General features: G+C 46.4%; 12 protein-coding genes. 5 read left to right on the forward strand and 7 right to left on the reverse strand.

Features of this window, described 5'->3' with window-relative positions; translation table 11 throughout:
* A partial coding sequence (locus Q0R35_RS07585) for a GTPase (RefSeq protein WP_295615590.1) occupies nt 1–1,014 on the reverse strand: 1,014 nt, incomplete at its 3' end.
* Nucleotides 1,015–1,136: 122 nt separating this feature from the next.
* Nucleotides 1,137–1,883 carry a sterol desaturase family protein gene (locus tag Q0R35_RS07590; protein ID WP_295615592.1) on the reverse strand — a complete coding sequence of 249 codons (747 nt, stop codon included), beginning with the start codon at nt 1,881–1,883 and terminating at the stop codon, nt 1,137–1,139.
* An 86-nt stretch (nt 1,884–1,969) separates the two neighbouring features.
* On the opposite strand from Q0R35_RS07590, the gene Q0R35_RS07595 reads away from it, so the two are divergent.
* From Q0R35_RS07595 to ureG, 3 genes are all read left to right on the forward strand, one after another.
* Nucleotides 1,970–2,299 carry a hypothetical protein gene (locus tag Q0R35_RS07595; protein ID WP_295615594.1) on the forward strand — a complete coding sequence of 110 codons (330 nt, stop codon included), beginning with the start codon at nt 1,970–1,972 and terminating at the stop codon, nt 2,297–2,299.
* A gap of 32 nt (nt 2,300–2,331) precedes the next feature.
* A complete protein-coding gene (locus Q0R35_RS07600; RefSeq protein WP_295615596.1) occupies nt 2,332–3,222 on the forward strand; it encodes a hypothetical protein in 891 nt (296 codons plus the stop codon).
* A 147-nt stretch (nt 3,223–3,369) separates the two neighbouring features.
* Nucleotides 3,370–3,975: an urease accessory protein UreG gene (gene ureG, locus Q0R35_RS07605; protein WP_295615598.1), complete on the forward strand. Its 606-nt coding sequence runs from the start codon at nt 3,370–3,372 to the stop codon at nt 3,973–3,975.
* Nucleotides 3,976–4,081: 106 nt separating this feature from the next.
* Here ureG and Q0R35_RS07610 read toward each other — a convergent pair whose 3' ends face one another.
* The 5 genes from Q0R35_RS07610 to Q0R35_RS07630 form a co-directional block, all read right to left on the reverse strand.
* Nucleotides 4,082–4,309: a type II toxin-antitoxin system HicB family antitoxin gene (locus Q0R35_RS07610; RefSeq protein ID WP_295615600.1), complete on the reverse strand. Its 228-nt coding sequence runs from the start codon at nt 4,307–4,309 to the stop codon at nt 4,082–4,084.
* 420 nt (nt 4,310–4,729) lie between these two features.
* Nucleotides 4,730–5,113: an AbrB family transcriptional regulator gene (locus tag Q0R35_RS07615; protein WP_295615603.1), complete on the reverse strand. Its 384-nt coding sequence runs from the start codon at nt 5,111–5,113 to the stop codon at nt 4,730–4,732.
* Between the two features lie 161 nt (nt 5,114–5,274).
* Nucleotides 5,275–6,147 carry a hypothetical protein gene (locus tag Q0R35_RS07620; RefSeq protein WP_295615605.1) on the reverse strand — a complete coding sequence of 291 codons (873 nt, stop codon included), beginning with the start codon at nt 6,145–6,147 and terminating at the stop codon, nt 5,275–5,277.
* A gap of 135 nt (nt 6,148–6,282) precedes the next feature.
* A complete protein-coding gene (locus Q0R35_RS07625) occupies nt 6,283–6,891 on the reverse strand; it encodes a flavin prenyltransferase UbiX (RefSeq protein ID WP_295615607.1) in 609 nt (202 codons plus the stop codon).
* Nucleotides 6,892–7,295: 404 nt separating this feature from the next.
* Nucleotides 7,296–9,698, reverse strand: coding sequence for a ribonuclease R family protein (locus tag Q0R35_RS07630; protein ID WP_366944840.1), 2,403 nt, complete (start codon nt 9,696–9,698; stop codon nt 7,296–7,298).
* A 625-nt stretch (nt 9,699–10,323) separates the two neighbouring features.
* On the opposite strand from Q0R35_RS07630, the gene Q0R35_RS07635 reads away from it, so the two are divergent.
* Together Q0R35_RS07635 and Q0R35_RS07640 are read left to right on the forward strand one after the other, a co-directional pair.
* The gene (locus tag Q0R35_RS07635; RefSeq protein ID WP_366944841.1) at nt 10,324–11,712 is read left to right on the forward strand and encodes a nicotinate phosphoribosyltransferase; all 1,389 of its coding nucleotides are present in this window, start codon (nt 10,324–10,326) and stop codon (nt 11,710–11,712) included.
* Nucleotides 11,713–11,957: 245 nt separating this feature from the next.
* Nucleotides 11,958–12,498 (forward strand): nicotinate-nucleotide adenylyltransferase (locus Q0R35_RS07640; protein ID WP_295615613.1); only part of this gene is annotated, 541 nt, incomplete at its 3' end.

The following is a 12,498-nucleotide window of genomic DNA, read 5'->3' on the forward strand; positions in this document are numbered from 1 at the left end:
CGATCGAATCAACATTAAATCGAGAAATACACCGCCTAAAATATCGAAGATGGCGATCGGATTGAGTGCGACTGCTAAAGCCTTATAGGTAGCAAATTGCCCGACGATTTTATTGGCTTCAGCTTGGAGATCGGTTAAAGTTGTTTTAGCTAAATTTGTTTCTGCCGAACGTGCCTGCACTAAAGCATTAATCGCCAATAGCGATCGACCTTCGCGGGTTAATAACTCTTGAATTTTAGCTTGAAGCGGTGCGATTTGGGGTTCTGGCTTCTCCCATTCAAACTTTTTCGTCCCATCGGGATATTCAATCCGCACTTGAATCGGAGTAGGATCTGCCGCTACCATTACTACTTCATCCGCCGATAATAACCGCTGCAATAATTCATCGCTAACGCTATTTTCGCTCAAATTTCGCAACTGCTGATAAATTTCTTGACGAGCTTGTTCTGGATACAGATCGGATTTATTAAATACTAATAATAATGGTTTATGGGCTTGTCGTAACTCTCGCAAGGCTTGATATTCTAATTGAGTAATATCTCCCGCAATTATAAATAAAATTAAATCAGCTTGACTGACAACTTCTGCCGACATTGTAGCGCGTGCTTCGCCATCGATTTCATCCAAGCCAGGAGTATCGATTAAATCGATTTGCATTATCCCATCTGGCGACCACCGAACCTGTCGCGGGAACCGCGTCACCCCATTCAGGGGGCCAGTTTCTAAGACTTTCTCGCCGATTAAAGCATTCAGTACCGCCGATTTACCCCGACTGACCAACCCGAATACCGCAATACTATAATTATTTTGCTCCAACTTCGCCAGCGTGTACGCTAAGGTGTCTAGATCGCTCTGCAAGCTGGGTGAAACTTCGCCAACCTTATCTGCTGCATATCGAGACAAACTCTGCTGTAAACTCGCTCTAGCCCGATCGCCATCCGGATCGGCAAGTTTGTCTGGTGACGATACGGGTGCTGAATCTGGAGCAGTGGCGGTAGTCTCAGGGTTACTCATGTTTTCGATGACCGATCGCGGAATCATCCACTAGGCTAGCATCAAATTAGTTGGAGATGGGAGAGGAGGGAGTAAGGAGTAAGGAGTAAGGAGTAAGAAACCTAAAGCCTAAAACCTAAAACCTAAAGCCTAAAGCCTAAAAATTGCCAGATATTGAGTTCTCTGGTTTCATCGGCGATACCAAGTTGAATATCGCTGATATTGGGGCAGGATTTATGAGTACCAAAAAGTCGATCCCACCAAATTAGGACGCTGGCATAATTGGAATTAGTTTCACTCACAATTTGGGAGTGATGGATGCGGTGATAATTGGGAGTAAGGATGACAGATGATAAGATGCGATCTAGCGATGCTGGCAAGTTGAGATTGCTATGATGTAACGCGACGACGACTGTAAATACTAGCTCGTAAATTAGCACAGAACTGCTAGGAATTGCCAGCCACCAGATGAGGGCTAATTTAGGAATGCTCGAACTAATAATCTCGATCGGGTGAAAGCGATAGGCTGTCGATACATTCATCGTTCGATCGGTATGATGTAACCGATGAAATCTCCAGGCGATCGGGATAGTGTGCATCGATCGATGCCAAAGATACATGTAAAGATCGAGAACTAAAAAAGCCAATCCACCCGCAATCGCTGGCTCGGAAATCTGGGTAAACAAACCTAAATGTCCGCTGCTAAGTAGCTTAGAGCTAGATACAGCCACCGCGAATAGGCTAGAGAGGAGCGAATTAATCGCTCCCAACTCAAAATTATTGGTAATTCGCGATCGCAGCGAATTAGGAAACTTAAAGAAAGGAAACTTAGATTCGAGAATTAGCAGAATGCCAATCGTCGCAATAACGATAACTAACTTAAATGTCATAGCCGGAGATTGCTAGCCGATCGTGAAGATTTGGGTACTCTAAATCTAGTTTAACCACTATCGCGTCTAGATTAGGCGTAGTTTCCATGTCTAGTATCCTGGGTTTGGCACTAATTATTTTCAGTATCTATTTTTTGGGTAAAGGTATTGACTTTTCCAGCACTGCCTATATTGGGTGGCAAAAAACTTCAGCCACAGCTTCTGTATTAGCAATGCTAGCCGGAATCAGCTCTTTAACGTTTTGGCGACGAGAACTGGGCAATTTCGGCTGGATTTTTATCGCGATTGGAATTATTTTAGTATTCATGAGTGGGTCTGTAATGTTGAAACCCACTAGTCTGTGGAATTTTTTTGTCGGCATGACAGCATTTGCTAGTGGTTATCAACTGCTAACTAGGGGTAGAATTAGATTCTAAAGTATTATTTTGCAGCTTACTGGGTACTGGCGATGAAACGACAAATTTACCGCACCCTATCTTTATTACTCGCGATCGGTCTTTTGAATGCTTGTGGCAAAAAACCTCAACCACCAACGGCTCTAAATCCGCCTACCGCCACACCAACGCCTGTGGCTACAGTCCAGCCATCGCCACCAGTGGCTACTCCTACCCCATCGCCGACAGTCGCGGTTTCTAGCCCGAAACCCGTCCCCCAAGTATCGCCATCTACCCCATCAATTTCGGCGTTACCAACTATTACTTATCCATCCCAACCGCCGCTCTCAATTCCACAACCGTCAGCATCCCCAATTCCACCCACAACCAAAGCCAATCCCAAACCCGATCCACTTTCCAAACTCAATCCTGCCACAGATCCAGCTCGGCAAATCACCACAGTGGGGATTGGTGAGGCGAAAATTGGGATGACGTTTAAGGAGCTAAAAGAAAAAGTTGGCTCTGGGTTCGAGTTCCCCATCAAACCTAGCTTCATTGAAGGTTTTGATGCGATCGCCGTGACCAAAGCTGGTACGGTGCAATACTATATACCCTATCCCACAGGCACTAATTTTACCGATAGCGATCGGATTCAGCATTTATTGACCGATAACCCTAACTACCGCACTCAGCAGGGTGTCGGCCCCGGTACCCCGATCGGACAAGCCACTACAGTCTATGGGGGTGCTACTCTGTCGATGAGCAAAGAAAATGAGTCGCGAGAATTTATTAACTTCGATCGACACCCCAATGGTTTGGCTTTTCGCCCAAAACCATTAGGTAAACGTAATTTTGCAGGCGATTATCCCGAAAGTAACGATGATTATCTCAAAACTCAAAAGTACGACAAAAAAGCCGCGATCGGTCAAATTACCGTTTCCTGCGACGATAAATGCGAACCATAATGCTGATTTAGGGGATAGGGAATAGGGGATAGTGGATAGTGGATAGTGATTAGAGTTTTAATTTTCCCCGACTTCTTACTCCTTACTCCTTACTTCTTACTCCCCCACACTCCCAGTCCCCCCGTCCCCCCATCCCCCACTCCCCCTATGAATCCCCTCCGCGTTGGTATTGCTGGGCCTGTTGGTTCGGGTAAAACGGCATTGCTCGATGGTTTGTGCAAGAAGTTGCGCGATCGCTACCAGTTGGCGGTAGTAACCAATGATATTTATACTCAAGAAGATGCTCAGTTTTTGGTCAAAAGTCAGGCACTAGAGCCAGAGCGAATTATTGGGGTCGAGACTGGCGGCTGTCCGCATACAGCCATTCGTGAAGATGCGTCGATGAATATTGCCGCGATCGAACAACTGGAGCGGAAATTTACCGACTTAGATATTGTCTTTCTCGAAAGTGGTGGCGACAATCTTGCGGCTACTTTCAGCCCCGAATTAGTAGACTTGACCATCTACACGATCGACGTTGCAGGTGGCGATAAAATCCCCCGCAAGGGCGGCCCAGGTATTACTAAGTCAGATCTGTTGGTTATTAATAAAATCGACCTTGCTGCCCAAGTAGGAGCCGATCTGGCGATTATGGAGCGAGATAGTATTAAAATGCGTGGTGACAAGCCGTTTATTTTTACCAACCTGAAACTCGGTACGGGTTTGTCAGCAGTTGTCGATTTTATTATCGCTCATATTGCTGTCGATCGTTAAGAGACTGGTAAGTGCGATCGGGGATAGAACTAGATTCTGAGCCAAAAGGTGAGTTTACAAATTACCAACTAAAACATCTGCTTGTTGAGCTGTCAAACGAGGTAACTTAGGCAACTTTTAGCTCCAGTGCCATCGTGAAGATATCTCGTTCGCGAAGTGCCGGAATTTCATGGCGATCTAAGGTTTCTAAATAGAGTTCGACTGCCTCTTTAATATTGACCTTGACTTCTTCGAGACTATTGCCTTGAGATTGACATCCCTTCAAATCTGGAGAATAAGCATAACATCCATCTTCATCTCTTTCAATAATAATGTTGACTCTTACATCTTGCATCTGCTTACGATCTAGATATTTTAGATAAATAACAGCTCTGCCCTGACGCGGCTCGTTATCCGATCGATCTTTAACGAAACTACTGGCTAAGTTAATCCCTCAAATCTCGTTCGCGTTCAGCTTCGCGTCTCTTTGGCGTAGCCTCTCGGAGAGAAGAGAAGCGTACCGGAGGTAATCGAAACAAAGTGAATAGTGAGTCGAGCTAATTTATGCATCAACGGATACAGTTTTGTCGATATCTGTGGCTGTTTAGTGCGGTTGAGAGTTAGCAATTTGCGATCGAGATCGCTCAATACATGCGATCGAATTTCTAATGTGGTAATTTTCGACCAATCGATTTGGAGATCGGGAGATCGCTAAGTAGCAGCCGCAGTCAAGGCAATTTATAAATTGCCGTCACTACGGCTGCGTTCGGGCGAATTAATCTTGAACCAAGTGGATATGTTTATAACCTAGTTTGATACTAAAAGTATCGCCCTCTTTCAATCCCATTTCCTTGGTATAAGCAGCCCCGATCAGTAATTGACCATTCTTGTGAACCGTCGCCTTATAGGTAGCGGTTTTACCGCGATTATCTCTACTGGTTTCGTCAAGTTTGACTCCTTTTGCTGTCAGCACAGCATCATAAAATCCAGATAGATCGGTGCGGGTCACACCTGCTTTGGTAGTTTTCACATAGCCGCACTGTGTAGCAGTTTCACGCTTGGCAAGATGTGAAAGTTCTTTGACTTTTTGAAGCAGAGCTTTCCCGGTAAGTGGTGCTGTAGGGATGGTTGCTTCTGCTACGGAATCGACTTTAGGCATAGTTTAACTAGTGGATATGACGGATGTTTGTGGCTCGATCTGCAACTTACTTTATGTATTAGCTTTGATGAAGCTCACCTTATATTAATATATTATGCACGCAATTATAGTTATAGTTCCAATAAACTTTAAAGTTAATTAGATTTTGTCACAGCTCGCGCTCAATTTGCGCGATGGGGGGAATCCCGATCGTCAAAATCAAATCCCCAATCTTCTTCATCGAGATTGTGTGGAGGTGAGGAGCGATTTGATGATGTGGGTGTGACTGAAGGGATAGGGTTGTCATCTGCTTCATCTAAATCGGGATCGTCTAAATCTGCTGAGTCTGGTTCGTCATCAAATTCAGTTTCTAGCGGCTGTTTATAGGGCGGTTGAATCAATCGAAAATCAGCATCGTATACTTCTCGACTAGTGGATAACTGCCGATCTTCGGCTGTTTGCGCGTACCGATCTGGATCGATTCGTTGGCTTTGCTGCGCCACGGGAGCAGCGGTTTCAAATGTAGATCTATTACTCGACGATCGGACATTTTGCGGGCGCGGTAATGGCGAATCTTCCCAATCTAGTTGGCGATTTTCGCTCGTTCGATCTTGCCAATCATCATCACCATCATCGAAGTTTGTCTGTACTGATGGCTTGGGGGTAAATCGCTCGGCTAACTTAGTTCGATAACTTCTAAATGGGCTAGTTTTAGCTGATGGGGGAATTTCATCCACAGCGACTGGCTCGACATTTTTGGTTGCGGATGAACGATCGGATGAAGTATAAGTAAAAATATCTTCATCGGCTGCACCGACGCTACGCGATCGCACTTGACGAGTTTGGCGATCTTTCATTCGGCGATCGATCTCTAGTAATATGCGGATCGTAATACTAGATAATAATCCCAATCCGATCGCAATCGTCAGCCATACCCCGATCGGTAAGGCAATGGTGGGTTGATTAAAAATCACGATCGCCATCGTTGGCAATAAATTAGATCCCACTACAATCCCTAATAAAATCGGGACGAGGATGGCAATAATAATTTTCATATAACAACGTTGTTGCTAGATCTGGTTGTGTGAAAGATGGGAGATGGGAGATCGGAGTATGGAGTAAGAGAGATTTTAGATTGTAGAGTGAAAATTTTCCCATCTCCCATCTCCCATCTCCTTGCTCCCATCTCCCTAGCTATCGCTTTTCCAGCGATTGAGCGGGATACAGTCGATATCGAGTCGATCTAAGGCTCTGGCGACGACAAAATCGACCAGATCGTCGATCGTTTGGGGCTTATGATACCACGCAGGGCAGGCTGGAACGACCGCTACACCTGCTTCGGCTAGAGTTGTGAGGTTTCGTAGGTGAATGAGACTAAAGGGGGTTTCACGAGGGACGATGACTAGTTTGCGACCTTCTTTGAGCTGCACGTCGGCAGCCCGTTCTAGTAAATCGCCGCTCAATCCTGCTGCTAATTTTCCGACGGTACTCATGCTACAGGGCATAATTATCATGCCTTGTGTTCGGTACGAACCGCTGGCGATGTTCGCGCCAACATCACCCCACCGATGACAGCGAAGTTTACCCGCAGTGGGCACTCCAGCCTGTTCTCGCCAAAAATCAGCCTGCTCGTCTGGTTCGCTTGGCAATCTAATTTGGTCTTCGGCTTGAAATACCATGTATGTCGATCGAGATGCGACTAGCTCGATTTGATAGTCAGCAGCTAGTAAATACTTAATCGCTCGAATGGCATAGATTAAGCCAGATGCGCCAGTGATACCGAGGATGAGGGGCTTCATTTGGGGAGTAAGGAGTAAGGAGTAAGAAGTAAGAAGTAAGAAGTAAGGAGTATAAGGAAAATCCCCTCATCTCCAAGGGAGACGCTCCGCGAACGGAGCGAAAAGTGCGTTCTTGGGGTTCCCCTGTCTTGACTCACCTCTTTTGACGGGGAACCCGTCCAAAGGTGAGTCGCTGTCTTGTCGTTTTTTTATTCGGGGAGAACCCTAGACATAAAAACGCCGCAAGTAAAGCACCTTTTCAAGAGAGGGGTGCCCGTAGGTAGGGCGGGGTGGGTAGATCTTCGCTAAAGCCTAGAACCTAATTCCGGAGTTATCGCTCAATAATTAGGTAGGGGCAATTCATGAATTGCCCCTACCTAATTATTGGGATCGATCCCATTTGATGCTTGTCGATTTGGGGTTGGTTACTCGTCTAAAGATTCAAATTCCTCCATCTCTTCTGACTCGGCGATGGTTGGAACTGATTCTAAATCTAAATCTAGCTCTGTCTGCGTATCTGACTCTGACTCTGAATCTGACTCTGAATCTGCGGCTGAATTGGTAGCGGCTTCAGAGAGCATACTGGTGACGGTGACTAGATCGATTTGTTGGCGATAATAGTCTACACTCTTGACTTGAACTTCGACACGATCGCCCAGACGGTAAGAGGTGCGATTTTTGCGTCCGACTAGACAAGCATAGCGGGGACGAAATTCGTACCAGTCGTCTTTGAGCGAACTGACGTGTACTAAGCCTTCGACGAGGGAGTCTTCAATTTCGACAAAGAAACCGTAAGATTGAACGCCAGTAATTAAGCCTTGGAAAATCTCGCCAGTACGGGCTTTCATTTTCTCGGCTTTTTGCAATCCCGCCAGATCGTTTTCGGCATCTTGCGCGATTTTGGTACGATCGTTCAGATGAGCGATCGATCCGGCAATTTGCATTTCTAGTTCCTGCTGAACTGTTGGCGTGAGGACATTCCAGGTGATTTGTCCGTGACAGCTACTACTGGTTAAGTCGAGTATTTCCTTGGCGCGGGAGGTTTTGCGATCGCGTCCGTTGGCAAATACTTCGTGCAGTACGCGCTGAATTAAAATGTCGGGATAGCGGCGCAGGGGTGAGACGGCGTGGGTATAACCATTTTCGATCGCCAGTCCGAAATGAGTGCCCGGTACCGTGCTATATACCGTCGTTTTGAGTAACGATTTGAACAGGTAGTTGAGTACCTGCGGCACTGGCGATTGCGGAAATTGGAGGCTCAAGCGTTGTAAGTCGGCGACGCTGACTTCGGTTTCGACTTCGCCCTCAAAATTTAAGCCGAGATTGATCGCTAGCTTAATTGTATCGTTGACTTCTACCAGTTCGGGATTGTGTTGAACGGCATAAATCCCCGGTACTTGGAGTGCTTGGAGGTGAGATGCGATCGCGTAATTTGCCATCACCATGACATCGGTGAGTAACGATTGCGGATCGTCTAAGAAAATCACTCCCAATCTGCCCTCATCGGCAAAGGGGGCTTGTTTCTGAAGCAGATCTACTTCCAGACCCCCCCTAGACCGCCGCTGCGCTCTGAAAGCGGGGGCAATCGTCGTCCAGATCGGTTTGATGATTTCGATCGCTTGGGGGTCGATTTCGGTGGCTTCGCCTGCTAATACTGCCTCGATCTGAGTCGGATCGAGCAGCCAGTCTAGCTGAATCCGGCTGGGTTGGATGTTAAATTCGATTAATTCGCCGCGCTCGTTGAGCGAGAGAAATACCGATATCGCCAAGCGTTCGGCTCCCGATACGAAGCCGCAATTTTGATGTACGGCATCGGGCAAGAGGGGAATGATATTTTCGCCTAGATATACCGCCGTACCCCGTTTGCGGGCTTCGCGATCGAGTCTATCGTCGGCAGTAATATAACTGGCAAGATCGGCAATATGTACGCCCAGTCGCCAGATATCTCCGTCTAAATGCTCGATCGTCAGTGCGCTATCGATTGGTGCTAGTTCCGAGCTAACGGCAATCGTGGGCAATTGCGTTAGATCGATGCGTTTGAGAGCGATCGGATCTTTAAATCCTTTGGTAACCTTAGCAGCAGCCGCTTCTACGGCAGGAAGAAAGGCTTGGTGCAGATCGTGTTTGCAGGTGACAATATCGATATCGGCGGCTGATTCGGTGGTGGTACCCAGCACTCTGGTGACTTTGCCTGTGGGTAAATCTTGCCCGATCGCATGACGCAAAACATCGACATGTACCAGATGATCGAGGATATCATCGAGTTCGATCGGCTCATGCCCGTTGGTGGGATGATGACCGTTGGCAGTCACATCTAACTCGAATAACAGCCTGTCGTCTAATGGTATCGCCCGATATTCGCCTGTGTCTAACCGTTTGACTTTTGCCAGTACCGAAGGATTAGCCCGCTCTAAAATCAGCTTTACCGCCCCTTCAGGGCTGCGCCGCCGGGTGCCCTCTTTGATCGTTTCGATCAACACCCGATCGCCATTCCAGGCATTGCTGAGATGACTTTCACGGATGTAAATATCATCGGCACTCTCTTTATCTTGAATCGCAAAACAAAAGCCCTTACTCGAACAGCGTAACTTCGCTTCGACAATTCCCTCTGTTTGTTCGCGGCGGAATTTGCCCTTCTCTTTCACTAAGATGCCAATTTTTTCGAGAAGCTCTAAAGCCAGATCCAATTGCTCGACACTTGCGGGAGTTTCACAGCCTAACTTCTTTTCTAGTATTTTTGGGGTAACTAACTTCTCAGAACCCACATGCGATAACAGCGTGGCGATCGAAAATTCCATATAGTTTGTTTTACCTCCACCCAAGAACATATTCATTTATTAAATTTATAATATTGCTAACTTACGGGATGTCATGCACGGGTGCTATTTTCCGACGATTCTAGCAACAGTCAAGTATCTAGATACAGTTGCTGGCTATGCTGGTGGATGGCGGTGGTTGTGATGCCGATCGCAGGCTCTTCACTACATTTCAAACACTAGCACTACTTCGATGGATCGATTACGTAATTATCCGTAGGTACAGCCTGCCAATTTGGAAATTGTAATTGACGAAGTTAGTCACTGCATCGTTGATTTTTATGACAACAGTACATGATGCATATACTAATCATATTACCCTTGAATGTCACTTCTGATACCATTTCGATCGGTTTTAGGTTTTAGGCTTTAGGCAGGCTTTAGGCTTTAGGTTTTAGCGAAGATCTACCCACCCCACCCTACGGGTACCCCTCTCTTGAAAAGGTGCTTTACTTGGGGAAACCCCAAGAACGCACTTTTCGTTCCAGGGAGGGGATTTTCCTTACTCCGGTCAGTGAGCGATAGCCGTTGGCGTAGCCTGCCGTAGGCACACTGTACTCCTTACTCAAAAATAGATCGCCCTTGACATGTTATGGTAACAAGCACCATAATAAGACAAGCCTATTTTGAGTGAATGATGAATTCCGTAATTACACCAGCCAGCACTAATTTATCTCGATCGACATCGATATCATCGTTATGTAGTGAAGATTACGGCTTCTTAACCGATCTGTATCAGCTCACGATGACGGCTTGTTATGTGGGTGAATCGCTCGATCGATCTGCGGCTAGTTTCGAGCTATTTGTGAGAAAACTACCAAAAGGCTTTGGCTATTTAATCGCGATGGGATTGGCGCAAGCCTTAGAGTACCTGGAGCGATTTCAGTTTCACCCCGATCTCATCGTCGAGCTGCAAGCCACAGGCATTTTTGACAACGCCCCTGCTAGGTTTTGGGAATTACTAGCCACCGCGCGGTTTACAGGCGATGTGTGGGCGGTACCAGAAGGGACGGCGATTTTTGCCAACGAGCCGATGCTGCGGATTGAAGCACCTTTATGGCAAGCTCAAATTATTGAGACTTACCTGCTCAATACCATTAACTATCAAACCCTAATTGCGACTAGAGCCGCTAGGTTGCGCGATGTTGCAGGTGCGGATGCCACTTTACTCGAATTTGGTACCCGGCGAGCATTTAGCCCTCAAGCTTCGATTTGGGCAGCACGAGCGGCGATTGCGGGTGGATTGGATACAACTTCAAATGTGTTAGCGGCACTAAAATTGGGCTACCAACCCAGCGGTACGATGGCACATGCCCTAGTCATGGCAATCGGCGCGAAGGCAGGTAGTGAATCAGCGGCATTTGAAGCTTTTCACCGTTATTTTCCGGGCGCACCGCTACTTATCGATACCTACGATTCGATCGCCGCAGCTACTATGCTAGCCGATCGAGTAGCAGCAGGAGAAATTGAATTATCGGGGATTCGGTTGGATTCGGGAGATTTAATAACTTTATCCAAACAAGTTAAATCTATCTTACCAAATGTCGATATTTTTGCCAGTGGCGATCTCGACGAATGGGAAATTGCTAAATTGAGATCGGCAGGGGCACCGATTAATGGTTATGGATTGGGGACTAAATTAGTAACGGGAAATCCGGTTAATGGCGTATATAAGTTAGTCGAGATCGATAATATTCCGACCATGAAGCGATCGACAGATAAGATGACCTACCCTAGCAAAAAACAGATCTTTCGTCAAGATCGATCGGGACAATTTACCGGAGATACTTTAGGTTTAGCAAGTGAGGGCAATGGTTTATTACAGCTAGTAATGAGCGAGGGCAATCGGCTCCAACCAGATGACGATTTAGCCACCATTAGGAAGCGCACGGATGCAAATGTATCCAGTCTACCTGTCGAGATTCGAGATATTAATTACGATGGATTATCCCCAGTGACAATCTCACCAGCATTAGAAAAGCTAACTAAAGAATTAATCGGAATCCCCCTAAATCCCCCTTTTTAAGGGGGACTTCCGGATCCGGTTCCCCCCTTAAAAAGGGGGGTTAGGGGGGATTCAGATCTCAAAACGAAGTCTATCCAACTTGTGTATGCACCATAGCCTTAAAAAGGGGGACTTTAAAAGCCCCCTTTCCAAGGGGGTTGGGGGATTTATATCTGCGCTATTCAAAGATCTTCTAAAATCATTTCTATCAACTATTCACACTTCGGCTGTCGCTCAGTGCAAGCTATCCACTACCCGCTAATCCCATGAAAATTGCCCTATTCGGAACCAGTGCCGATCCGCCGACTATCGCTCACCAACAGATAATTACTTGGTTGGCATCGCAATTCGATCTCGTGGCAGTATGGGCGGCAGATAACCCATACAAAGAGCATGGCGCATCACTAGAACAGCGATCGCAAATGCTAGAGTTATTAATAGCAGAAATCGAGCCACCAGTAGATAAGTATGCCCAGGTTTATCGGAGCTTGAGCAGCAGAAGAACATTTGAAAGTTTAATTACGGCTCAAGAAATTTGGAGCGATAGTGAATTTATTCTTACCATCGGCGCAGATTTAATTACACAATTACCACAATGGTATCGGGCTAACGAACTATTAACCAAAGTTGAATTATTAATCGTACCGCGTACTGGGAATAAAATCGAACCAACCGATCTTCAACACCTCAGAGATATCGGAGCGCAAATTGCGATCGCACCTTTATCTACACCAGCTATTTCTTCTACCGCAATTCGGAATAGTCATTCGATTCAAGGCATAGCTCCCAGCGTAGCCACATATATTC

The sequence above is a fragment of the Chamaesiphon sp. GL140_3_metabinner_50 genome (genome assembly GCF_025361915.1).
Classification (GTDB): domain Bacteria; phylum Cyanobacteriota; class Cyanobacteriia; order Cyanobacteriales; family Chamaesiphonaceae; genus Chamaesiphon.